Below are 24,065 nucleotides of genomic sequence, written 5' to 3'. Positions count from 1 at the left end.
TCTCCTCGGGTGGGGTCCGGGCGGCGGCCGCCGCTCGGTGTGCGCGGCCTGGCCAGATCCTACTGGTCGCCGGGCGGTATGCGGGGGGACCGGCGGCGATAAGGCCCTTGGCCGGTATGCCAGCAGGGTCAGACCCGTCCGCCTGCAGGGCACGACTCGTGCGCCTGCAGGGCCCGACTTGTGCGACGACGAGCCCGGCCCGGGCGACGATAGGCAGGCAGTGCCTATGCGCGACGCTGGCCGGAGAGCTTCTGGATCTCGTCCATGATTCTGGCGTTCAGGATCCGGCGCCGCACTCCCTTGGACGCGGTGGGGTCGATGTCTTCGAGGTGGATCGGGGTGCCGATGCGCACGGTGATGGCGCCGCGGTGGGGGAGCAGCCGCGAGAACATGTGCTGGGTGCCCTTGAGTCCGACGGGGATCACGGGGCAGCCGGACTCGACGGCGAGCCAGGCGGCGCCCTGCTTCCCCGGATGCAGCAGGCCGTCCCGGGAACGGGTGCCCTCGGGATAGATCGCGAAGCCGTCGCCGTCGCGGAGGATCGTGAGCCCGGCCTGGAGGGCACCCTTCCCGGAGGACAGGGCCTCGCGATCCACCGGGACTGCCTCGACGGCCTCGAAGAACCAGCGCAGGACGCGCCCGCGGATCCCCTTCTGCGTCCACAGGGTGTCCTTGGCGACGAAGCGGATCTGCCGGGGCAGCGCCACGGGCAGCACGAAGCTGTCGATGTTGGCGAGATGGTTGGAGGCGATCACGAAACCGCCCTCGCGCGGGACGTTCTCGATCCCGGAGACCCGAGGGTTCCAGAAGAGCTTGACGAAGGGGCGCGAGATGTTGCGGGCGCCGAAGTAGAAGCGTCTTGCCACGTGGTCCTCCTGAGACGTGCTGATCCGCGCCCCACGATAATCCTGGTCCGGTGGTTCCTGTGCCGATCGCCGCGTGACCTCCGTCCCTGCGTCGCAGGTCGCGCCGGGGGAGCGGCTCGGCCCGGCATCACCGGGGTGTGGTAGAACAGGCGTGCGCTCCGTGCCGTCCGGAGCGCACTGTCGGAACGGCCCGGCGCCCGCCGAGGATCCCGCGGAGCTGCCGCCGACCCCGTCCGAGCCCGAGGAGCCAGTCGATGCCCAAGACCCTGAACATTGCCGTGATCGGCGCCGGAACCATGGCCCAGGCCGTGCACCTCCCGGTGCTGCGCAGGCGCTGGGACCGTTTCACGATCGCCGCGCTGGTGGATCACTCCCCGCGTCGGCGCCGCGAGTCTTCCGAGGTGTGGGGGATCGAGGAGGACAAGCGCTACGAGACGGTCGCGGATCTGATCGCGGCGGTGCGCGCCAAGACCCTCGCGATCGACGCCGCGCTGCTGTCCACCGACGGGCTGCATGTCGAGGACCTGCTGACGCTCATGCGCCGCGGCATCCCGGTGCTCGTGGAGCCGCCGGTGGGCTTCTCCGCAGACGAGGTCGAGCAGGTCGCCGGCTTCGAGCGGATGACGGGCCGACGCCTGCTGATGATGGCCTATCCCCAGCAGTACGACGACTCCGTGACCCGCATGTCCGAGCACATCCCCGTCAAGGATCTGCGGATGGTGGATCACGAGGTGCTGATGCCTGCGAGCCAGCCGCTGTTCGGCAGTGCCCACGTGACCACGGCCTCGTACGATCTGCCCACCGAGGTGCGCTCGCAGCGGCGCAAGGCCCTCCAGGCCGCGGTCGAGGCGGGCGCGGGCGCGGGTGCGACTCAGCGCGACCGTGATCTCTATGTCAAGGGCCTGCTGACGGGCGTGGCGCATCAGATGGCCGTGATCGAGGCGGCCTATGGCCCGATCGCGCGCCTGGTCGCGGTGAGGCACTGGCCCAAGGGAGTGATCCCCGGCTCGATCGAGCTGCTCGGCGAGCTGGACGGCGGGGCACAGGTGCGCCTGGTGTGGCACTACCTGCCGTTCGCCCCGGAGTACTCCGAGAGCGTGCAGGTGCTCTCGGCGCGACGACGGATGCGCGTGGAGCTGCCCGCCCCCTCGCACAGCGACGTCCGCTCGACGATCTCCCTGCGGGAGAAGAAGTCGGGCGTGGTCCAGGAGACCTCGACCACGGCTCCCAAGGGGGCGGTGGAGCTCATGTGGGAGGCCTTCCACGCCTTCGTGGAGAAGGGCAAGCAGCCGGTCTCGGGTGCTGCCGAGGCGGCAGCCCAGGTGACGTTGCTGCGCGAGGTGCTCTCGAGCATTGTCGGCGCGGATGGTCGCAGCCTCGAGGCTGAGAAGGACGCCGCCGACGACGAGGCTCACGACGCAGCGCCTGGTGATGAGGTGCTGGGCGATGAGGCAGTGGAGGGCGAGGCACGGGAGGACGAGGCGCCTGAGCCAGCTGCTGTGGGTGGCGCGACCGCCCAGGGCGAACCCGAGCTGATCGTGGAGATCGCCGAGCCCGCAGCGGAGGCCCCTGGAACCGCAGCTGCAACAGCAACAGCAACAGCAACAGCAGCCGACGACGACGCGACGGCGACGGCCGATGACGATCCAGCGGCAACCGACGACGCGGCCCTCGCCGCCGATGCGACAGCTGCCGCGCCCGAGAGCGCGGAGCCTCTGGGAGATGCGCAGGGGGAGGAGGTCGTCGACGTGTGGCATCTGAGCGGGGAGACCCCGGCCGACGGCGCGGCTGGCAGCGTAGCGCCGGAGGCTCCTGCGCCGAATGGTCCCGCGGCTGACGGCCCTGAGGTTGACGCCCCCGCGGCTGACGGCACTGAGGCTGGCGCCCATGCAACTGGCGACCCTGCGGCTGGCGACCCTGCGGTCGACGGCCCGACGCTGGCGGCTCCCGCCCCAGAGGACCCTCGCTCCTGACTCCTGACCGCGCACGAGTGCTGAGAACCCCCGCCGCCCACTGGGCCGCGGGGGTTCTCGCGTCCAGGCGATCCCGGATCCCAGAGGGGATGACGCGGGCGGGCGCGGGCAACGCCGGGGCTCGCGCGGATCTCGCAGTGGGCCCGTGTCGGACCCTCCGACGGCCCCGGAAGACGACACGCCGACGACACGCCGAGCCGACTGTCGGGACACGCCGACGACACGCCGAGCGTCCTCTCGGACATGCCGGGGACCTACCTCACTACTTCGCGCTGCGGGAGGTCGCGGGGAGCGGCGTCATCCACCGCAGGAACGGGCTGTCGGACCCCTCATCCACACTGCTCTGTGCACGCATCCTCGGATTTCGTGCGTGGCCCAGCCCTTCGTCCCCAACCCTGCAGATCTATCCACAGCCCATCAACAGTCGATTGTGGATGACAGTGTTGTAACTCAGTACATCTTGTGGTCGTCGCGCCGGGTCACCACTAGGTGTAGTGTTGACGCAGTCGCACCGTACCGGGTCACCGGAGGTCGGGCGGCGCACCGGAACTCATCGCTGCGCCCCTGATCCACGGCTCCGGAGCGTGGCGGCACGGTCCTTCGGACCTCCCCCGGACAACCCGTGAAGCTCCCGTCCTGCGCCCCGGCGCGGCGCTCGTGAAAGGCCCCTCCCTTGGACATCACCGTGTACTCGAAGCCCCTCTGCGTCCAGTGCGATGCGACCAAGCGCGCCCTGAACAAGGCGGGCGTCGCCTACGACGTCGTCGACGTCACCGAGGACGACGCGGCACGCGAGCGCATCATGAACCTCGGGTACCTCCAGGCCCCCGTGGTCATCGCAGGACAGGACCACTGGTCCGGCTTCCGCCCCGACAAGATCAAGACCCTCGTGGGTGCCGGCGCACAGCGCCAGGCCACCGCCATCTGATCGGGCCCGGGAGGCGTCGGCGTGGCAAACCTCGTCTACTTCTCCTCGGTGTCCGGCAACACCAAGCGCTTCGTCGAGAAGCTCGGGATGCCGGCACGCCGGGTCCCGCTCTACCCCCGGGATGAGCACCTCGTCGTCGACGAGGACTTCGTCCTGGTGGTTCCGACCTACGGAGGGGGCAACGGCCGTGGCGCCGTCCCCAAGCAGGTCATCAAGTTCCTCAACGACGAACGCAACCGGAAGCACATCCGAGGCGTGATCGGTGCGGGGAACACCAACTTCGGAGAGGCCTACTGCTTGGCCGGCGACATCATCGCCCGCAAGTGCGAGGTCCCCCATATGTACAAGTTCGAACTGTTCGGCACTCCGCGCGATGTGACGCGGGTCCACGACGGATTGGAAGAGTTTTGGCGACACTGACCGAGATGCCCCCGGTCGAGCACAACAAGCGGCTCGACTACCACGCGCTGAACGCGATGCTGAACCTGTACGGACCGGACGGGAAGATCCAGTTCGACAAGGATCGGGAAGCGGCGCGGGAGTACTTCCTGCAGCACGTGAACCCCAACACCGTCTTCTTCCACTCGCTGCGCGAGAAGATGGACTACCTGGTCGAGAACAAGTACTACGAGCCCGAGGTCCTCGAGCAGTACGACTTCTCCTTCATCGAGTCTCTCTCGGAGCAGGCCTTCGCCAAGAAGTTCCGCTTCCCGACCTTCCTGGGCGCCTTCAAGTACTACACCTCGTACACCCTGAAGACGTTCGACGGCGAGCGGTACCTCGAGCGTTTCGAGGACCGTGTGGTGATGGTGGCCCTGGGTCTGGCCCGCGGTGATGAGCAGCTGGCCCGCAACCTGGTCGACGAGATCCTCGACGGCCGTTTCCAGCCCGCGACCCCGACCTTCCTCAATGCCGGCAAGGCACAGCGTGGAGAGCTCGTCTCCTGCTTCCTGCTGCGCATCGAGGACAACATGGAGTCGATCGGCCGCTCGATCAACTCCGCTCTGCAGCTGTCCAAGCGCGGCGGCGGCGTGGCCCTGCTGCTCTCGAACCTGCGTGAGTACGGTGCGCCGATCAAGCACATCGAGAACCAGTCCAGCGGCGTCATTCCCGTGATGAAGCTGCTCGAGGACTCCTTCAGCTACGCGAACCAGCTCGGGGCCCGCCAGGGCGCCGGTGCGGTGTACCTCAACGCCCACCACCCGGACATCCTGCGCTTCCTGGACACCAAGCGCGAGAACGCCGACGAGAAGATCCGTATCAAGACCCTCTCCCTCGGCGTGGTCATCCCCGACATCACCTTCGAGCTCGCGAAGAAGAACGAGCCGATGTACCTGTTCTCCCCGTATGACGTGGAGCGCGAGTACGGCAAGCCCTTCGCGGACGTCAACGTCTCCGAGGTCTACCGGGACATGGTCGACAACCCGAACATCTCCAAGAAGAAGATCCAGGCGCGTGACTTCTTCCAGATCCTGGCGGAGATCCAGTTCGAGTCCGGCTACCCGTACATCATGTTCGAGGACACCGTGAACCGGGCGAATCCCATCGCCGGCAAGGTCACGCACTCCAACCTGTGCTCGGAGATCCTGCAGGTCTCGACCCCCTCGACCATGAACGTCGATCTGACGTACGAGGAGATGGGCCGGGACATCTCCTGCAACCTGGGCTCGCTGAACATCGCCAAGGCGATGGATTCACCGAACTTCGGCCAGACCATCGAGACGGCCATCCGTGGCCTGACCGCAGTCTCGGACACCTCGGACATCGACTCCGTGCCGACCATCGCCGAGGGCAACCGCAAGTCCCACGCGATCGGGCTCGGGCAGATGAACCTGCACGGCTACCTGGCGCGCGAGCGCATCTACTACGGCTCCGACGAGGGCCTGGACTTCACCAACATGTACTTCTACTCGGTCACCTATCACGCCATCAAGGCGTCGATGCGGATCGCGAAGGAGCGCGGGGAGAAGTTCTACGACTTCGAGAACTCCAAGTACGCCACTGGCGAGTACTTCGCCAAGTACATCGACAAGGCGTGGGAGCCGAAGACGGAGAAGGTGCGTGCACTGTTCGCCGAGTCCAATGCCCACCTGCCCTCGCAGGAGGACTGGAAGCAGCTGCGTGGCGAGGTCGCGGAGCACGGCATGTACAACGCCTACCTGCAGGCTGTCCCGCCGACCGGTTCGATCTCGTACATCAACAACTCCACGAGCTCGATCCACCCCATCGCCTCCCAGATCGAGATCCGCAAGGAGGGGAAGATCGGCCGGGTGTACTACCCCGCCCCTTACCTCACCAACGACAATCTCGAGTACTTCCAGGATGCGTACGAGATCGGCTACGAGAAGATCGTCGACACCTACGCCGAGGCCACGCAGCACGTGGACCAGGGCCTGTCGCTGACGCTGTTCTTCAAGGACACCGCCACGACGCGCGACATCAACAAGGCGCAGATCTACGCCTGGCGCAAGGGCATCAAGACCCTCTACTACATCCGCCTGCGGCAGATGGCGCTCGAGGGCACCGAGGTCGAGGGCTGCGTCAGCTGCATGCTCTGATCTCTCGCCCGTTGAGATGACGCCGGGGCCCGGACGAGGAAGATCCTCGCCCGGGCCCTGGCGTTCTCGTCGGTGGAGACGACGTGAGCTCCGGAGCCCTCCCGATCGTGATCGAATATCCTTACGCACCATGAGGGAGAGACGATCGTGGTGCAGCGGCCGCCGTTCCAGGTGGCTGGCGATCGTGCTGCTCGGGGTTATCGGCTTCGAAGCGGCACTGATCGGACTGTTGCTCTGGGCGTATTTCTCTGGCCTTGTTCCGTATGCAGTGGTGTGGGGCGATGTGGGGACCTGGGCGCAGGCAGTGGCAACTGTCGTCGGGCTCTTCTTCGCCGGACTCTCGCTCCTCGTCGCGGCGTGGCAGGTCCGTCAGCACCGTGACTCGGAACGGCTCCGGGGCGAGGAGAAGAAGGACGTCGTGCGGCGATCGATCTCACTGCGCAGCGAATGGCGGGAACGCATCAGCAATGGACGTCGAGAACGGGTCCTCGTCTACACGTATGAGCTGTCGAACCACTCATCGCTCCCGGTCACCAACGTCAAGATCGTGGTCCACCAGCTGGACGACGACAACGAGAGTCGATATGACCTGGACTCCCTCACTACCCTGGACGACTACTTCCAGGGCGTCGCGGTGGGGACCCTGGCTCCGCACGAGAGCGTCAGCGGAACAATCGAGGTCACGAACTGGAACGCCATCGGCATGCTCGAGCCCGACCGTGTCGCGAATCCTGAGTTCTGCTTCACCGATCCTTGGGGTCTGCATTGGCGTCGACCCGGCACGACGTGGGGCAAAGGGCAGGCGGTTGACGAGCCGATGGGCGGACCACTCTGCATGTGTTGCGGGAACCTGCCGCAGACCCGGCGGCAGTCCTGGGCGTCCGCGCAGGCGTGAGAGCGTGTGCCGCAGAGTTCTCGCCAGTTCGGATCCGAACTCTCAGCTGCTCCCGCCGTGCTTTCGGGCACTATCGTCCCCGCGCAGCGCCACGCCGAGACCGCTCAGCGCGCCGTAGAGCACCCCGGCCACCGGCCAGATCACCCAGGTCAGTCCCCAGTCGCCGGAGCCGAAGCTCCAGATCAGATAGGCCGCGAGCATGACCGGCCAATAGAGCGCCGCCACTACGCGGACCGCCGGGCTGTCGCTGTGCTCGAGGGTCTCGTTCTCCTCTTTCTGCTGGAGCAGCGTGCTGGTCGCGGAGTCGGACCACCCGGCCCTGGCGATGATCGCGAGGCCCAGCGCCACGATCACCAGCGTCCCACTCACGCCGTACAGCGTGGCGGGGGATTCTCCGTCCGTGAGCAGCGCGGAGAGGAGGGTGGGCAGAGCGCTGAGGATCCATAGCGTGATCGCGACGGCGGTGGCGAGGAGGGTGCTGCGGCGGTGCTCTCGGTGGATCTCCTGCGCGTAGCTGCGCACCTGCGCAGTGAGGGTGAAGCCCCCCTCGTCGATGTCCTCGAAGTCGCTGAGCCGCGCATTCCGCGCCATCATCAGCAGCAGGCCCAGGCTCACCATCACCAGCACCGCGGTGACGCCGACGCCGATCACCCAGCCCGCGGACGCCTCCTGGGCGCCGGTGGCGGCGAGGAGCAGCAGCAGCGGCGCCGCGCTGAGCACGAACAGGACCAAGCCCGCGGCAGGCATCCACTGAGAACGGCGCACGGCCTCGACATAGGCGCGGGCGCGCTCGAGCTCCAGAGGGGCGGCCGGCGACACCACGGGTGCGGCGGCGGCGCGGCCCAGCTCGGCGCTGATCCCCAGCACCGGGGCGACCTCCTCGAGGGTGCCGAACTCGGCGATGACCTGGCCGACGGCCTGGGATTCGGGGAGGCCGTCCTCGATCAGGCCCTGCAGCTTGTCCTCCATCATGGCGCGCAGCTCGGTCCGGGCCTCCCGCAGGCGCGGAGTCTCGGGGTAGGGGGCGAAGAGGGTGTCCAGATAGGAATCGATGACGTTCACGAGGCGTCCTTTCCTTCCGTGAAGTGGTCCACGAGTGCTCGGGTGCTGCGCCATTCATCGCGCTTGAGGCCGAGTTGGTCGAGGCCGTCGGGAGTGAGCTTGTAGTAGGTGAGCGGCTTGCCCGTGGGGGAGGCGTCCTCATAGCTGTCGAGGAGGCCCTGGGACTGCAGCCGCTTGACCGCGGTGTAGAGGGTCGTCTGCTTGATGACGTACTCGCCGCGGGAGCGATCGGTGATGGTCTTGGAGATCTCGTAGGCGTAGGAGGGCTGCGTCTCGAGGATCGCCAGCAGGATCAGATCGATGTGCCCGCGAATGGCGTCGGCTCCGATCACATCGGCTCCTCTCTTCCTCTGGATGGTGGGGGTACGCATGCGACGGATATGCATGACAGGTGGGTCCGCCGCACTAATGCGCATAACGTACTACGGCAGCCGTAGTACGGCAAGGGGGGTATTCGGGGGATTTCGGGGAGCCCAGGTCGGGACCTCGGTCCCGTGGAGGACGGCGTGCGGGCGCGAAGACCACTAGAGCTTGTGTGCGCCGCGCGTCGCGAGCACTAGATGTTGTGGTTCCTGCCTAGCGTGTGCTCATCGCCCTCGTCGGCGACCGCCTCCCGGCTTCTGCCCCGAGGTCTCTCCCCGCCCCACCCCCTCACCTCTCAGGAGAGAACCCATGACCGCGTTCGCACCCACCCCCGCCCGGTCCGCAGCCCCCGCCGGGCCACTGCCTGTCGAGTCGACGGCGCGGCAGCTCATCGACCCCGTCGCGACCGTCACCGAGTACGTGGAGCGCTCGGACTGGAGGGTCAACGCGAACGCGAACCAGGGATATTCGGTGGGCGGGCTGATCCTCAACGCCGCCGGCAAAGTGATGGCCAATCACTGGCTGGAGGAGGTGTTCAGTCCGGAGGCGGGCCGAGCCCACCGCGAGGGCGACCTCCACATCCACGACCTCGACATGCTCACCGGCTACTGCGCCGGCTGGTCCCTGCGGGCCCTGCTCGAGGAGGGCTTCAACGGGGTGGCCGGCGCGATCGGCTCCCGTCCGCCACGGCACTTCTCCTCAGCCTGCGGGCAGATCGTGAACTTCCTGGGGACGCTGCAGAACGAATGGGCCGGGGCGCAGGCCTTCAGCTCCTTCGACACCTATATGGCGCCCTTCGTGCGCCTGGACTCGATGAGCTACGAGCAGGTGCGCCAGCATATGCAGGAGCTGATCCACAACCTCAACGTCCCCAGCCGCTGGGGCTCCCAGTGCCCCTTCACCAACCTGACCTTCGATTGGACCTGCCCCGCGGACCTGCGCGAGCAGCGCCCGCTGATCGGCGGCGAGGTCCAGGACTTCACCTACGGCGAGCTGCGCGCAGAGATGGACCTGATCAACCGCGCCTATCTCGACGTCATGACCGAGGGGGACGCGGACGGTCGCGCCTTCACCTTCCCGATCCCCACCTACAACATCACCGAGGACTTCGACTGGGACTCGGACAACGCCGAGGCGCTGTTCGTGATGACTGCGAAGTACGGGCTGCCCTACTTCCAGAACTTCCTGAACTCGGATCTGGATCCCGGGATGATCCGCTCCATGTGCTGCCGCCTCCAGCTGGACCTGCGCGAGCTGCTCAAGCGCGGCAACGGCCTGTTCGGCTCGGCGGAGCTCACCGGATCGATCGGAGTGGTGACCGTGAACATGGCGCGGCTCGGCCACCTCCACGCCGGGGACGAGCCGGCGCTGATCGCCGCGCTCGACCACCTGCTGGAGCTGGGCCAGGACACCCTGGAGCGGCGCCGCACCACCGTGCAGGAGCTGATGGACTCCGGGCTCTACCCCTACACCAAGCGGTACATGGGCCACCTCGGCAACCACTTCTCGACTCTCGGAGTGAACGGCATGAACGAGATGCTCCGGAACTTCACCGGCGACCGCCTCGACCTCATGACGGAGGAGGGGCAGGCGATGTGCCTGCGGATCCTCGACCACGTGCGCGAGCGGATGGTCGAGTTCCAGGAAGCCACCGGGAACCTCTACAACCTCGAGGCGACTCCGGCCGAGGGTGCCACCTACCGCTTCGCGAAGGAGGATCGTGCTCGCTTCCCCGGGATCCTCACCGCGGGCACCGCGCAGAACCCGTACTACACGAACTCCTCGCAGATCCCGGTGGGCGCCACCGAGGACCCCTTCGAGGCGCTCGAGCTGCAGGAGGAGCTGCAGGCGAAGTACACCGGCGGCACCGTGCTGCACCTCTACATGAACGAGGCGATGAGCTCTGCGGCCACCTGCAAGGAACTGGTGCGGCGCGCCCTGACCCGCTTCCGCCTGCCCTATCTCACCGTCACCCCGACCTTCTCGATCTGCCCCACCCACGGGTACCTCTCGGGCGAGCACCTCGAGTGCGAGCGCTGCGGGCAGGCCTGTGAGGTGTGGACCCGGGTGATGGGCTACTTCCGCCCCGTCGCGTCCTTCAACATTGGCAAAAAGGGCGAGTACGCCGAGCGCACCTTCTTCACCGAGGCCGCCTCGGGCGTCGGGGCAGGGTCCGTCGTGCCCGAGCAGCAGCGCCTGGCCGCAGGCACGGCGTGAGCGCCGACGGCGCTGTGGTGCCTGCGGTCGCCGCCGAGGACCTGCAGATCGCCGGTGTGGTGCCGCTGTCGAGTGTGGACTGGCCGGGGCACCTGGTCGCGACCGTGTTCTGCCAGGGCTGTCCGTGGACCTGCACCTACTGTCACAACACGGCGATCCTGGACCCGCGCACCCCCGGCGCAGTGGGCTGGGCGCAGCTCGAGCAGCTGCTGGGCCGCCGCCACGGCCTGCTGGACGCGGTGGTGTTCAGCGGGGGAGAGGCCACCATGCAGCACGCCCTGGTGCCCGCCGCCCGCCGGGTGCGCGGAGCCGGGTTCGCCGTCGGGCTCCACACCGGCGGCGCCTACCCGGGCCGGCTCGCGGCACTGCTGGGCCAGGACCGGGACGGGGCACGGAGCGAGGCCCCGCTGGTGGACTGGGTGGGCTTCGACGTCAAGGCCTCGCCGGCCGGTTATCCCGCGCTGGTGGGTCGCGCCGGTGCCGCCACGAAGGTGCAGCGGTCCCTGGGCATGCTGCTCAACTCGGGCGTCGACCACGAGCTGCGCATGACCGTCACCCCCGCGCTGCAGGCCGAGGTGCTGCAGGTCGTGCGCCTGGTCGCGCAGGCCGGGGGCGGCGCGCTGGTGCTGCAGCGCGCCCGACCCGACGGCGCCGACGCCGGCTTCGCCGCGCAGCTGGCGCGGGCCCCCGACTGGCCCGAGCGCTTCGAGGAGATCGCCGACGCCGCCACCCGGCGGGGCAAGGAAGAAGGGGTACAGGTCAGGGCCCGCACCTGAGGACTCGGGCGCGACGACGGCGCCGCGGCCGCCACCACCGGGCTCGGCGCCGTGACGACCAGCACCTAGGATGCGGTACGAGCAACCCTCACCGCCGCGTCCCGGTCCCAGGGGCGCGACGTCTCTTCCCCTCCTCCGCTAGGAGCCCCTCATGGAAGACCTCGTCCTGAACTGGGAGCTGGGCACGGCGGGACTGCTGATCCTGGCAGTCTCCGCCGTGGCCGTGCTGCTGGTCATGATCATGGCGTTCAAGATCCACGCCTTCCTGGCCCTGATGATCACCTCGATCGGCACGGCGCTCATCGCCGGCATCGCCCCCGGCAGCCTCATGGATGCCCTCGGCTTCGGATTCAACTCCACGCTCGGCAACGTGATGCTGCTGGTCGCGCTCGGCGCGATGCTGGGGCGGATGATCGAGACCTCCGGCGGTGCGCAGCTGCTCGCCGACCGGATGATCGACCTGGCCGGGGAGAAGCGGGCCGGCCTCGGCCTGTCGCTGGCCAGCCTGCTGATGGGCTTCCCCATCTTCTTCGACGCCGGCCTCGTGGTGATGCTGCCGATCATCTACGCCGTCGCGCGCCGTGTCGGCGGATCGTTCCTGTCCATCGCCCTGCCCTCGGCGGTGGCGTTCAGCGCGATGCACATCTTCGCCCCGCCTCACCCCGGCCCGGTGGCCGCCTCCAGCATCGTCGGCGCCGACATCGGCCTGGTGATGCTCGTCGGAATCGTATTCGCAGTGATCATCTGGTATCTGGTCGGCATCCTGCTGGCCCCGCGACTGGGCATGCGCCTGGACGTCCCGATCCCCACGATCCTCGACAGCACGTCGGAGAAGACCGGCTTCGAGTCGAACCCACGGGTGAGCACGATCATCAGCCTGTTGATCCTGCCGTTGCTGCTGATCCTGCTCAACACCGGGCTGAACACCGCCGGCGCCGCACGGCCGGATCCGGAGGCGTTCCTCGCCGACCCGGTCGTCTCCGGACTGCGCCTGCTGGGTGAGACTCCGGTCGCGCTGCTGATCACTGTGGTGGTCTCGATGTTCGTCCTCGGCTGGGGAGCGGGCAAGAAGGGGAACCTGATCGAGAAGATCACCGACTCCGCACTGGGGCCGATCTGCTCGGTGGTGCTGGTCACCGGTGCCGGCGGCATGTTCGGTGGGGTGCTGCGAGTGACCGGGATCGGTGATGCGGTCGCCGGATCGCTCAACGACATCGGACTGCCGGTGATCGTGGCGGCGTTCCTGATCGCCCAGATCGTCCGCATCGCCCAGGGCTCGGCCACCGTGGCCCTGACGACGGCGGCATCGCTGATGGTGGGCGTGATCGCCGCCAGCGACTTCTCCCAGCTCCAGGTCGTGGCGATCGTGATGGCGATGTCCGCCGGCTCGGTGGGCTTCTCGCACGTCAACGACTCGGGCTTCTGGCTGGTCAGCCGATTCTTCGGGATGGACATGAAGCAGACCCTGTCCACCTGGACCCTGATCCAGGGTGCGATGGCCATCGTCGGCTTCATCCTGTCGCTGGTGCTGTTCGGCGTCGCGTCCGCGATCGCCTGAGGTCACGCCACGGGGCCGGACCGGTCAGGACCGGCCCCGCGGATCGTGCTTCCCGTAGGTCATCCGGCGCAGCAGGACCTCGGCGGGCCCGCGCAATCCCCGGGAGTCCATCCAGGCGGCGAGCGGCAGCGAGAGCAGCCAGACGCCGAGCGCGACAGCGACGGCGGACGCGGTGCTGAGGTGCGGCGCGAGCCCCAGGCCCCAGGCCGCCAGCAGCGGTGCCAGCAGCAGCGACTGGAACAGGTAGAAGGTCAGCGAGCGCTGGCCGACGGCCGAGAGCGCCCGTACGAGCCCGGTCGGCGCCGCCGCCGTGGAGGGGGCCTCCGCGGCGAGGGCGCCGTAGGCGCGCTCAGCAGGGGAGAGCGCCGCATGGGCCGCAGCCCGCTCGGCGCGCACGGCTCTGCGCTGAGCCTTGTCGGGCGCCGCCTCCGGCGTCACCTCCACCGTGGGCCGCTTCTCCAGGCGCATCGCGAGCAGGCCGAAAGCGGCTGCGTAACCGATCCCGCAGCAGATCCCTCCCACGGAGGTCAGGCCCAGGAAGGTCCAGCTCAACGCCTCCGGCACCGGCAGGACGCCGATGATCACGAGGGCCTCGGGCAGGCCGGTGAGCCAGCCGATCGCGATACCGGAGACTGCGAGGCGTCGCAGCGTGCGGGTATGGCGCCAGGGCTCGTCGAGCAGCCGGGCGCGGGCGCCGATCCAGCCCAGCAGGATCGGCAGCGGGGCGCCGAAGGCGGCGGCCGGCACCATGCTGACCACCCACATCCCGGCCCGGGTCAGCATCGAGACCAGGTACGGCTGGGCGTAGGCGAGGTCCCGCAACCAGTCGTTGGCGAAGGGTGTGGTCGCCCCCTGCTGCATGTCGATCAGCACCTCCGGCGGGGCGAAGAACATGATCCCCAGCGCGCCGACGATGCTGAACACGGCGTAGGACACCATCACCCCGCCGATCACGCTCGCCCAGATGATCAGCGTGCGGGTGCGCCGACCGAAGAGCAGCCACACCCCCAGCAGGGCCGCCACCGCATAAGCGCCGAGGATGTCCCCGTAGAACAGCAGCGCCGCGTGCAGGAAGCCGAGCAGCAGCATCGACCAGTGCCGCCTGCGCATCATGAGTCGCACGATCCGCGGCTCCATCCCGCGATCGATGCGCGAGCGGTAGAACTGCACCATGCCGTAACCGAACAGGAAGGCGAACAGCGGCATCGCCCGGTGATCGACCGCGACCGTCATTACGAACTGCACCACGGAATCCGCCGGGCCGAGCGCCGGCACGTGCGGGGTCATCCCGACGCCGCCCTCATGCCCCCACAGGAACCAGGAGACGTTCGCGATCGCGATCAGCGCGAGCATCAGCCCGCGGGCGATGTCCGGGGCCAGGGAACGGGGGGCGGCGTGCGGGCGTGCGGCGCCCGCGCGGGCCGGAGCTGAAGGCGAGGTCTGGTCCGAGGACGGGGCGGCCGAGCTGCTCACAACGGGCCTTTCGGTCTGGTCTGGCGGGCGGTGCCGGGACGGAGCGGCCCCGACGGTGGAGCGCCTCGAACCTACCTGCGCCTGCGGGTCGCCGGCACGCGACGAAGGTCGGTCTCCCGTCATCTCTCGAGCCAGCTGCCGACATCGTCCAGAGCACCCCCGCTCAGACCCCCGCCGAGGCGTTGGCCCGAAGAACCCCGCCTTCGCCAGGAGCTCTACGTCGGCGGCGGGATGACCGCCGTCGTCTGACCCGGCCGCCCGCCCCGAGACAAGCACGGGAGTCAAGGGACGCCGAGCGCCGACCGGGGTGGGCATTGCCACCGCCCCGTCGGCCTGCCGGGCCCCCGCCGAGCGCGGGCCGATGCCTAGACTGGAAGAGAACGGTCCCGTGCGCCTCTGCGCCGACCGGACGACCCCTTCGACGACAGTGAGGCTGCGGTGAAAGACCACCTGAACGCGACGATCCAGGCCATCAACTGGAACCGGATCCCCGATCCCAAGGATCAGGAGGTCTGGGACCGCCTGACCGGTAACTTCTGGCTGCCCGAGAAGGTGCCGCTGTCCAACGACATCCAGTCCTGGAGCCGTCGTTCCCCCGAGGAGCAGACGATGGCGATGCACGTGTTCACGGGGCTCACCCTGCTGGACACGGTGCAGGGCACCGTGGGCGCGATCTCCCTGATCCCGGATGCCGTCACCCCCCATGAGGAGGCGGTGTACACGAACATCGCGTTCATGGAATCGGTGCACGCGAAGTCCTACAGCCAGATCTTCTCGACCCTGGCCAGCACCAAGCAGATCGACGAGGCCTTCGAGTGGGGTGCGACGAACACGCAGCTCCAGAAGAAGGCCCAGATCATCATGGGTTACTACGAGGGTGACGATCCGGAGAAGCGGAAGATCGCCTCGGTGCTGCTGGAGTCGTTCCTGTTCTACTCCGGGTTCTACCTGCCGATGCGCTATTCCAGCCACGGCGAGCTGACCAACACCGCGGACATCATCCGGCTGATCATCCGTGATGAGGCCGTCCACGGCTACTACATCGGCTACAAGTACCAGAAGGCCGTCGAGAAGTTCTCGGCCGAGCGCAAGGCGGAGCTGAAGGACTACACCTTCTCGCTGCTGCTGGAGCTGTACGAGAACGAAGAGGTCTACACCGAGGACCTCTACGATCCCGTCGGCTGGACCGAGGACGTCAAGGTCTTCCTGCGCTACAACGCCAACAAGGCGCTGATGAACCTCGGCTACGAGGGTCTGTTCCCGCAGGACTCCGTCCAGGTGAACCCGGCGATCCTCTCCGCGCTGTCCCCGAACGCCGACGAGAACCACGACTTCTTCTCCGGCTCGGGCTCGAGCTACGTGATGGGCAAGGCCGTCGAGACCGAAGACGACGACTGGGACTTCTGATCCCCTCATGACAGGACGGGCCGGGCGATCACGCCCGGCCCGTCCTGCATGTCGAGGACGTCACTGGCAGGCTCGCACTCAGGCTCGCAGATAGGCTCGCAGACAGAAGGGCGCGGCATGACAGCACCGTTGGACGCCGCCGGGATCGTCCGCCTGCATCGGTTGGAGGAGGATCCGGATGCGATCCTGCGCGCTCGCGTCGCCGAGTTGCTCGGACTCCCGCCGACGGACGTGCTGGTGGGGCGTTCCTGTCCGCGCTGCGGCTCCTCGTCGCACGGCCGTCCCTGGGCCCGAGCGCGGGGCCGACGGGACGAGGTCCCGGTGAGCCTCACCCGCTGCGGGGAGCACCTGATGACGGCGGTGAATCCCGGTGGACCCGTCGGCGTCGACCTCGAATCGATCGCCGCCGTCGGCCGCGGCTGGGACCCGGAGCTGATGCTGCATCCGAGCGAACGGGCCGCCGCTGCACGCGCGGACCCGCCAGAGCGCGCCGTGCTCTGGGCCCGCAAGGAGGCGGTGCTCAAGGCCCTCGGGACGGGGATGCAGACCCCGATGAGTGAACTGCGCCTGGCGGACTTCGCGGTGGAGGACCTGCCGGCGCCGCCCGGCCACGTCGCCGCCCTCGCCCGGCTCTGATCCACGAGGGCGGGGTGACCTGCCCGCGTGGTGGACTGCCCGCTTGGTGTGATGTCCGCTTGTTGAGAGATTTGCGGATACGCAATTCATTGAACGGCCGGACACCCAGGCGAGCGGAGCCCGGGCCCCGACTATCACGCCCTGACGGCCACCGGGCACGGCGGCAGCGCGGTCTCGAACAGCCACGGCGACAGCAGCGCGGCGGTCTCCTCGCCGGCCTCGCGCCGCACATGCTCGAGGAACAGCTCGGTGGTCACGCTGCCGGCGCGATGCTCCGTGAGCCAGCCCCTGATGATCTCGAAGAAACGTGCATCCCCGAGGTGCAGGCGCAGCGCATGCACCGCGAGGGCGCCGCGCTTGTAGACCCGGTCGTCGAACATCAGCGCGGGGCCCGGGTCGGCGAGCTGCAGATCGTCCTGCGGCAGGTCGGCCAGCAGCGTGTGGTGCTTCTCGACCTCCGCCCGGACGGTCGAGACCCCGGATTCCTCTGCCCACAGCCATTCGCAGTAGCAGGCGAAGCCCTCATGGAGCCAGATGTCCTGCCAGCGCTCGAGCGTGACCGAGTTGCCGAACCACTGGTGGGACATCTCGTGCGCGATCAGTCGCACGCTCTCCCAGGCGGTGTCCACGAAGTTGCTGCCGAAGGTCGACAGTCCCTGGGACTCCAGCGGGATCTCCAGCTCGTCCTCGGTGATCACCGCGGTGTAGGAGGCGAAGGGGTAGTCCCCGAACAGACCCGTGAAGAAGGTGAGCATCGCGGGTTGCAGGGCGAAGGAGCCCTCGAGGTCCGCGACGCTGAGCTCCCGCGGGGCGATCGTGCGCACCGGCACCGGTGCGCCCGCCTGCTCGAGCGTTCGGTAGCGCCCGATCTGGACGGTGGCGAGGTAGGTCGGCATCGGCACGGTCTGCTGGTAGGACCAGGTCACCGCGTTGCCCTTGCGGCTGGTGCCCTGCAGCTCCCCGGAGACGGCGACGGTGTACCCGGGCGGCGCCGAGAGCGTGATCGCGTAGGTCGCCTTGTTGTCGGGGCGGTCGTTGCAGGGGAACCAGGTCGGCGCTCCATGCGGCTGCGCGGCGACGATCACGCCATCCTCCAGCTCCTCCCAGCCGGCCGAGCCGAGGGCCCGCGTGGACACCGGGCGGGGCTTGCCGGAGTACTTCACCCGCACGGTCAGCTCTGTTCCGAGGCTCAGCGGGAGCTTCACCGTGAGCCGTCCGCGCAGATGGGTGAAGCCGTGCGCCCGGCCGTCCACGAACACCTTCTGGGGATGCAGGCCGTGGAGGTCGAGGTGGAGGGCGTCGGCCTCCTCCAGGACCCGGCAGGTCAGCGTCGCGTCCCCGTCCAGCCGATTTCCCTCGACCCGGTAGGCGAGGTTCAGGTCGTAGTGGAGCACCTCGAAGTTCGAGTCCCCATGCCGGGGGACGTACGGATCGCTGCCCGTGGCAGTAGCGCTCATGCGTCCATCTCCTCCCGTTCGTTCCTCACAGTTCGTCGACGGAGGGTGCTCATGCGCCGTCCTCTTCTTCCCAGGGGCCGATCGGGTTGCCCGTCCAGCGGGTGCCGGGTGGTACGCGTTCGCCCCGCATCACCAACGAGACGGGGCCGACGGTCGCGTGCCGATCGATCGACGCCGCCGGCAGGATCACGCCGCCGGGGCCCAGGGTGGCACCCTCGCCCAGGGTGACGGTGTCCATGCTCAGCACTCGGTCCTGGAAGAGGTGGGTCTGGACCACGCAGCCGCGGTTGATCGTGGAGCCGGCGCCGAGGGTCACCAGGTCCGTCTCCGGCAGCCAGTACGGGTCGCACCAGACGCCCGGCCCGATCTTCGCACCGAGCAGTCGCAGCCACAGGTTCAGCGCCGCGGTGCCGGCGGTGATATTCGCGAACCAGGGGGCCGCGAGCACCTCGGTGAAGGTGTCGGCCAGCTCGGAGCGCCACACATAGGGCGTGAACAGGGCGTGCTCGCCCGGACGGTGCTTGCCGATGATCATCCATTTGGCCACCACCGTGATCCCGGCGGCGAGGATTCCGGCTGCGAGCATCACCGGACCGCCGAGGACCACCGCGGCGATGACTCCCCAGCTGTCCTGCAGCAGCAGCGCGAACAGCACTGCGCCGACGGCCACCGGGAGCAGCAGGGCCAGCAGCAGCGGCACGATGCGGCCGGTCTCGACCAGCCCGCGCTGCACGAGCAGGCCGGTGGGCGGGTCGTAGGTGAGGGAGGAGTCGTGCTCGCCCTCCGTGCGGCGCAGCTTGCGGGGCGGGCTGCCCAGCCAGGAGGTGCCGGCCTTCGCGGTCTTGCGCCGCGGCGCGGCAGAGAGCACCGCGACCAGCGACTGCTTGGGGACCTTGCGCCCGGCGGCGAGCATCCCGGAGTTGCCTACGAAGGCGCGCTTGCCGACCTTGACGTGCTCCACCCGGATCCAGCCGCCGCCCAGCTCATAGGAGCCCACCAAGGTGTCGTCGGCCAGGAAGGAATGCTCACCCACCTGCACGAGGCTCGGGATCAGCAGCACCGTGGAGATCTCCGCGCCCTTGCCCACCTTGGCGCCCAGCAGGCGCAGCCAGAGCGGGGTGAGCGCCCCGGCATAGATCGGGAACAGCCAGGTGCGCGCCTCGTCGAGCAGGCGCAGCGTCCCCCAGATGGACACCCCGGCCGCGGAGCGGACCGGGTGGTGACCGGGCCGGATCGCGAGCGCCAGCAACCGGGTCAGCACCACGACCAGCACTATCAGAGCGCCGAAGCCCGCGAGTGCCGCGAGCGGCAGCCAGGGCAGCGCGGCGAGCACCGCCGCACCGAAGCTGTCGGTGTCATGCACGGCCGGCAGCAGCACCGCCGCGCCGGTCAGCATCGCCACCACCGGCAGAGCGGCGATCAGGACGGAGAGCGCGGCGAAGGCCAGCAGCCAGAGCGGACGGCGCCGCGGGGCGTCGGTGGACCAGGGACCGCGGGCCTTCGCCTGGCGCTCGGCCGGGGAGCCGGACCAGAACTCGCCCGCCGGGACGGTGCCGAGCACGGCGGAGCCGGGCGCGACCTCCGCCTCCGGGCCGATCTTCGCGCCGGGACCGAGCAGGCTGCGGGCCCCGACGCGGGCGCGCTCGCCGATCCGGATCTGTCCCATCCGCAGCCGGTCGCCATCGATCCAGTAGCCGGCGAGGTCGACCTCGGGCTCGATCGAGGCGCCGTCACCGATCTCCAGCATCCCGGTCACCGGGGGCAGGGTGTGCAGGTCCACGTCCTTGCCGAGGCGCGCCCCGAGCAGGCGCGCGTACAGCGGGAACCAGGCGGCGCCGGCGAGGTTCGTCGCCCCGAGCTCCTCCTGGACCTTCTCCGCCAGCCACAGCCGCAGATGGACTCGGCCGCCGCGGGGGTGGCTGCCCGGCCGCACCCCGCGCAGCAGCACCCGTGCCAGCAGTGCGGCGAGCATCATCCGACCGGGCGGCAGCAGCATCACCACGGCCAGCGGGATCACCAGCCACAGCGGGAAGGCCACCAGCCAGGGCAGATCGGTGAGGGCCGCGCCGAGGGTGGAGGCGAGCATCAGCCAGGTGATCCAGCGCAGTGCCGCGAGCGCCCGCAGCGGCACCAGCGCGAGCAGCTGGGCGACCTGGGTGCGGCGTCGCAGCGGCGCCACGGTGCGGTCGCTCGCCACCGCGGAGGTGCCCATCTCGTCGAGGTACGCGGCCAGGGAGGCGAGGGTGGAATGGGCGTAGATGTCGCCGACGGCGAGCTCGGCATGCTTCTCCCGCAGCCGGCTGACCACCTGCGCGGCGGTGAGGGAGCCGCCGCCGAAGTCGAAGAAGTCATCGCTTCCGGAGGTGGCCTCGGCGCCGAGCACCTCGCCCCAGATCTCTGCGATCCAGGCGGCGGTGCCGGACAATGCCGCTGAAGGTGCTCCGCGGCGCGCGAGCGGCCAGGGCAGCGCGTCGCGATCGATCTTCCCCGAGGTGCGGGTGGGCAGCTCGTCCATCACCGCCAGGCGCGGCACCAGCGCGGCGGGCATCCGCTGGCGCAGCAGCTCCTTGGCGATCGTGGCGTCATAGCCGGCGTCGACGGTGAGGTAGCCGACCAGGAGCTGGTTGCCGGACTTCGTGGAGCGCACGGCGGCAGCGGCGCTTACCACGCCGGGCAGGCGCAGCAGCTGGTCGTCGATCTCGCCGAGTTCGATGCGGCGGCCGCCGAGCTTGATCTGGTCGTCGGCCCGGCCTGCGAACAGCAGCCCCGCGGGGTCGTTCTGCACGATGTCGCCCGAACGGTAGGCGCGGTCCCAGCCGAGAGTCGGCATCGGGGCGTACTTCTCCGCGTCCTTCTCCGGATCGAGGTAGCGGGCCAGGCCCACGCCGCCGATGATCAGCTCGCCGGAGGCGCCTGCGGGCACGGGCCGCCCCTCGGCATCGACCACGGCGAGGTCCCAGCCATCCAGCGGCAGTCCGATTCTCACCGGGTCGGTCCCGTCGAGGATCGCGCCGCAGGCCACGACGGTCGCCTCCGTGGGGCCGTAGGTGTTCCAGACCTCGCGGCCAGGGGCCTGGAGCCGCGCCGCGAGCTCGGGCGGGCAGGCTTCCCCGCCCATGATCAGCAGTCTCACCTCGGTCAGTGCGCTGTCCGGCCACAGCGACACCAGGGTGGGCACGGTGGAGACGATGCTGATGCGGTTGGCGGACAGCCAGGGGCCGACGTCCACGCCCGAGCGCACCAGCGAGCGCGGCGCGGGCACCAGGCACGCTCCGTACGCCCAGGCCAGCCACATCTCCTCGCAGCTCGCGTCGAAGGCCACGGAGAGCCCGGCCATCACCCGGTCGCCGGGGGCGATCGGGGAGTTCTGAAGGAACATCCGTGATTCGGCCTCCACGAAGGCGGCGGCGCTGCGGTGGGTGACCGCCACCCCCTTGGGCTTCCCGGTGGAGCCGGAGGTGAAGATGACCCAGGCATCGTCCCCGGGTTCGACCTCGCGCAGCCCGACGGTCGCGTCACCAGCTGTGTCGCCAGCTGTCTCGCCAACAGTGTCGCCAACATTGTCGCCATCTGTGGTGGCTGCGCGGCCGACGGCAGTGGGCGTGATGACCAGGTCGTTGCCGATCACGGCGACAGACGCGGATTCCTCGAACACCACCCGGGCGCGCTCATCGGGATCGTCAGCATCGACCGGGACGTAAGCGGCGCCGGCGACCAGGATGCCGAGGATCGCGACGTACAGATCGGTGGTGCCGGACTTGATCCGCACCCCCACCTTGTCGCCAGGGCGCACGCCCTGGTCGGCGAGGCGGGCGGCGAGCTCGGTCGCGGCCCGGTCCAGCTCGGAATAGGTCAGGGTGTCCAGCCCGCTGTCCACGGCGGGGGCGTCCCCGGACTCCGCCACGACCTGGCGGAAGAGCGCCACCAAAGTGGTCGGCGCGGGCGCCCTGTTCCCGGCGAGCAGCTCGGGCAGGAGATGTGCAAAGTCATTCACAGCAGAAGTGTGTCCCCTCAAGATGACGCGGAACCGTCCAGGAGCGGACCAGCGGGTGGTGGGCGAGACGCGAGAAGAGGGTAATCGGGGCTCCCCGAAGTTCCCGCACACAAGGTGACCCAAGTTTCAATAACGGTTTATGGACCACTCGGTCGCCTCTGTGACCAGCGTGTTCACAGTCCTGCGCGAAGAGGCGAGGGGAAACGACCAGAATGGTGTGGCTGTACCCTTCTCTTCCCCTCGTAGATAGGACATTCGACAATGGGCCTCATCGGACTCATCATCTCCTGGATCATCATCGGCGCGCTCATCGGTCTCATCGCTCGGGCCCTCATGCCCGGCAAGCAGTCCATGGGACTCGGGACGACCATCGTCCTCGGCGTCATCGGCGCGATCGTCGGCGGTTTCATCGGCGGTCTCCTCGGTGGCTCGGGCATCAGCGGCATCATGGAGAACCCGTGGAGCCTCTGGACGATCCTGCTCGCCGTCATCGGCGCCCTGATCGTCATGTTCATCTACAGCCTCGCGACGAAGAACCGCGCCTGAGCTTCTGATTGACTGATTGACGCGTGCGCCTAAGGGCGCCGCACCCTCGACGGCGCCGTCCCGGATCTTCCGGGGCGGCGCCGTTGTCATGCCCCGGCCTGCACGCTCTCGTGCGCACTATCCCGCTCCCGCCTGCTCTCCCCGCCCCGCCCCGGCCGGCTCCCGTCTGGTCCTGCCCGGCTGTGCCCTGGTGCTTTCCTGCGCAATGAGCCAGTCTGGAGTCATGACCACTACAGCGCCCCTGATCACCGCGGATCTGGCCCGGGCTGCGCGGGCCCTCGCCCAGGTCTCCCTCCTCGACCTCTCCGAGCAGTCGGGCCTGGAGGTCGAGCACCTGCGTGGCCTGGAGCGCGGGCTCCGCGTCCTCACACCGGAGCAGGAGCAGCGGCTCCACGTCGCGCTCGAGGAGTTTGGCATCGAACTGCTGCCGGCGGATGAGCACGCCGGCTTCGGCCATGGCGTGCGTCAGAAGTTCAATCCGCGCACCGTGAAGCGGCTGGAGAACTGGGAGAACGAGGGCGGGCCTCCGGCGGAGGACGACATCTGAGCACGAAGCTCAGAGCCCCCGGTGCGCGGAGCCGCCAGCGCTCGGAGCTCGCGGTGCTCGAAGCCCCGGGCGCTCAGAGCGGGACGTCGGCCGTGCGCCGCCCTGCGTCCTCGACGGTGCGGCGCCCTGAGGACCAGCGGGCGGTGTCCGCCGCGAGCTCGTCGAAGTTCTCGGGCGCGACCAGCACCGTCAGCAGCGCGCTGCGGGCGGAGTACTGCGTCGGCACGACCGCAGCGCCACGGGCGGCGGCCCAGAGGCGCACCGAGTTCTCGGCGATGCCGACCTCCGCCGGGGGCACCTCGATCTGCGCGATCACCAGCTCGGTGCGGCGCAGCAGGGTCGCCGCCGTGACCGCCAGCTCGACCCCGGCGGTGTAGGCGCGCACCAGCCCTCCCGCACCGAGCTTCACCCCGCCGAAGTAGCGGATCACGATCGCGAAGGTGTCCACCAGGCGCGCATGCAGCAGGGACTGCAGCATCGGCATCCCCGCGGTCCCGGACGGTTCGCCATCGTCGTTCGAGCGGTGCATCTCCGCCCGCTCCGCGGTCTCGCCCAGCACCAGGGCGGTGCAGTGATGGCGGGCATCGGGGTGCTGCGTCCGGGCCGCGCGCAGCAGAACATCGGCCTGCTCGACCTCCTGGACACGGTGCAGCCGGGTGAGGAACCGGGAGCGCTTCTCGACCAGCTCGGTCTCGACATCGGCGGCGAGGACGAAGGGATCGGGCATGAAGGCGAGTCTAGGCCGCAGGGGAGCGGCCTTGCGGGCGGGCGGTAGGCGGACGGTAGCCTGGCCCCGTCGCCCTCGAGAA

19 protein-coding genes are annotated in these 24,065 nt (G+C 69.0%); 12 read left to right on the top strand and 7 right to left on the bottom strand.

Annotated features, from left to right (window positions below; translation table 11 throughout):
* Positions 1-224 precede the first annotated feature (224 nt).
* Complete coding sequence (locus tag ACTH43_RS01195) at positions 225-866, bottom strand: lysophospholipid acyltransferase family protein (protein ID WP_441443101.1); 642 nt, start codon at positions 864-866, stop codon at positions 225-227.
* 254 nt (positions 867-1,120) lie between these two features.
* On the opposite strand from ACTH43_RS01195, the gene ACTH43_RS01190 reads away from it, so the two are divergent.
* From ACTH43_RS01190 to ACTH43_RS01170, 5 genes are all read left to right on the top strand, one after another.
* Positions 1,121-2,839, top strand: a complete 1,719-nt coding sequence (locus tag ACTH43_RS01190; RefSeq protein ID WP_441443100.1) for a Gfo/Idh/MocA family oxidoreductase — start codon at positions 1,121-1,123, stop codon at positions 2,837-2,839.
* A 673-nt stretch (positions 2,840-3,512) separates the two neighbouring features.
* Complete coding sequence (nrdH, locus tag ACTH43_RS01185; protein ID WP_345076650.1) at positions 3,513-3,767, top strand: glutaredoxin-like protein NrdH; 255 nt, start codon at positions 3,513-3,515, stop codon at positions 3,765-3,767.
* Between the two features lie 21 nt (positions 3,768-3,788).
* Positions 3,789-4,187, top strand: a complete 399-nt coding sequence (nrdI, locus tag ACTH43_RS01180; protein ID WP_441443099.1) for a class Ib ribonucleoside-diphosphate reductase assembly flavoprotein NrdI — start codon at positions 3,789-3,791, stop codon at positions 4,185-4,187.
* Positions 4,188-4,192: 5 nt separating this feature from the next.
* A complete protein-coding gene (gene nrdE / locus ACTH43_RS01175) occupies positions 4,193-6,325 on the top strand; it encodes a class 1b ribonucleoside-diphosphate reductase subunit alpha (RefSeq protein WP_441443098.1) in 2,133 nt (710 codons plus the stop codon).
* Positions 6,326-6,455: 130 nt separating this feature from the next.
* Positions 6,456-7,220, top strand: coding sequence for a hypothetical protein (locus ACTH43_RS01170; RefSeq protein WP_441443097.1), 765 nt, complete (start codon positions 6,456-6,458; stop codon positions 7,218-7,220).
* A 42-nt stretch (positions 7,221-7,262) separates the two neighbouring features.
* Here ACTH43_RS01170 and ACTH43_RS01165 read toward each other — a convergent pair whose 3' ends face one another.
* Positions 7,263-8,282, bottom strand: coding sequence for a permease prefix domain 1-containing protein (locus tag ACTH43_RS01165; protein ID WP_441443096.1), 1,020 nt, complete (start codon positions 8,280-8,282; stop codon positions 7,263-7,265).
* Positions 8,279-8,614 (bottom strand): PadR family transcriptional regulator, encoded by a 336-nt coding sequence (locus ACTH43_RS01160; RefSeq protein WP_441443095.1) that lies wholly within the window; start codon positions 8,612-8,614, stop codon positions 8,279-8,281. The genes ACTH43_RS01165 and ACTH43_RS01160 overlap by 4 nt, the downstream gene beginning before the upstream one ends.
* 340 nt (positions 8,615-8,954) lie before the next feature.
* Here ACTH43_RS01160 and ACTH43_RS01155 point away from each other — a divergent pair, with 340 nt between their 5' ends.
* The 3 genes from ACTH43_RS01155 (at position 8,955) to ACTH43_RS01145 (ending at position 13,196) form a co-directional block, all read left to right on the top strand.
* The gene (locus ACTH43_RS01155) at positions 8,955-10,862 is read left to right on the top strand and encodes a ribonucleoside triphosphate reductase (RefSeq protein ID WP_441443094.1); all 1,908 of its coding nucleotides are present in this window, start codon (positions 8,955-8,957) and stop codon (positions 10,860-10,862) included.
* Positions 10,859-11,638 (top strand): anaerobic ribonucleoside-triphosphate reductase activating protein, encoded by a 780-nt coding sequence (locus tag ACTH43_RS01150; protein ID WP_441443093.1) that lies wholly within the window; start codon positions 10,859-10,861, stop codon positions 11,636-11,638. The genes ACTH43_RS01155 and ACTH43_RS01150 overlap by 4 nt, the downstream gene beginning before the upstream one ends.
* Before the next feature lie 151 nt (positions 11,639-11,789).
* The gene (locus ACTH43_RS01145; RefSeq protein ID WP_441443092.1) at positions 11,790-13,196 is read left to right on the top strand and encodes a GntP family permease; all 1,407 of its coding nucleotides are present in this window, start codon (positions 11,790-11,792) and stop codon (positions 13,194-13,196) included.
* A gap of 24 nt (positions 13,197-13,220) precedes the next feature.
* Here the strand turns inward: ACTH43_RS01145 and ACTH43_RS01140 are convergent, their stop codons facing one another.
* Positions 13,221-14,669 carry a DUF418 domain-containing protein gene (locus ACTH43_RS01140; protein ID WP_441443091.1) on the bottom strand — a complete coding sequence of 483 codons (1,449 nt, stop codon included), beginning with the start codon at positions 14,667-14,669 and terminating at the stop codon, positions 13,221-13,223.
* Between the two features lie 438 nt (positions 14,670-15,107).
* On the opposite strand from ACTH43_RS01140, the gene nrdF reads away from it, so the two are divergent.
* On the top strand, positions 15,108-16,076 hold the full coding sequence (nrdF, locus tag ACTH43_RS01135; protein WP_441443090.1) for a class 1b ribonucleoside-diphosphate reductase subunit beta: 969 nt from the start codon (positions 15,108-15,110) through the stop codon (positions 16,074-16,076).
* 117 nt (positions 16,077-16,193) lie between these two features.
* Positions 16,194-16,712 (top strand): 4'-phosphopantetheinyl transferase family protein, encoded by a 519-nt coding sequence (locus ACTH43_RS01130; protein WP_441443089.1) that lies wholly within the window; start codon positions 16,194-16,196, stop codon positions 16,710-16,712.
* A 134-nt stretch (positions 16,713-16,846) separates the two neighbouring features.
* On the opposite strand, the gene ACTH43_RS01125 is transcribed toward ACTH43_RS01130, so the two are convergent.
* The gene (locus ACTH43_RS01125) at positions 16,847-18,169 is read right to left on the bottom strand and encodes a M1 family metallopeptidase (RefSeq protein ID WP_441443088.1); all 1,323 of its coding nucleotides are present in this window, start codon (positions 18,167-18,169) and stop codon (positions 16,847-16,849) included.
* A 49-nt stretch (positions 18,170-18,218) separates the two neighbouring features.
* On the bottom strand, positions 18,219-22,163 hold the full coding sequence (locus ACTH43_RS01120) for a Pls/PosA family non-ribosomal peptide synthetase (protein WP_441443087.1): 3,945 nt from the start codon (positions 22,161-22,163) through the stop codon (positions 18,219-18,221).
* A 261-nt stretch (positions 22,164-22,424) separates the two neighbouring features.
* Here ACTH43_RS01120 and ACTH43_RS01115 point away from each other — a divergent pair, with 261 nt between their 5' ends.
* Both ACTH43_RS01115 and ACTH43_RS01110 read left to right on the top strand, forming a co-directional pair.
* The gene (locus ACTH43_RS01115; protein WP_441443086.1) at positions 22,425-22,709 is read left to right on the top strand and encodes a GlsB/YeaQ/YmgE family stress response membrane protein; all 285 of its coding nucleotides are present in this window, start codon (positions 22,425-22,427) and stop codon (positions 22,707-22,709) included.
* A gap of 223 nt (positions 22,710-22,932) precedes the next feature.
* Entirely contained in the window at positions 22,933-23,256 is a 324-nt protein-coding gene (locus ACTH43_RS01110; RefSeq protein WP_441443085.1) for a hypothetical protein, read from the top strand.
* 73 nt (positions 23,257-23,329) lie between these two features.
* Here the strand turns inward: ACTH43_RS01110 and ACTH43_RS01105 are convergent, their stop codons facing one another.
* Positions 23,330-23,983, bottom strand: a complete 654-nt coding sequence (locus tag ACTH43_RS01105; protein ID WP_441443084.1) for an IMPACT family protein — start codon at positions 23,981-23,983, stop codon at positions 23,330-23,332.
* Between the last annotated feature and the right edge of the window lie 82 nt (positions 23,984-24,065).

This window comes from Brachybacterium sp. (genome assembly GCF_052095815.1).
Taxonomy (GTDB): domain Bacteria; phylum Actinomycetota; class Actinomycetes; order Actinomycetales; family Dermabacteraceae; genus Brachybacterium.
The sequence above is the reverse complement of the archived record's forward strand: the minus strand, read 5'-3'. Positions and strand labels throughout refer to the sequence as shown.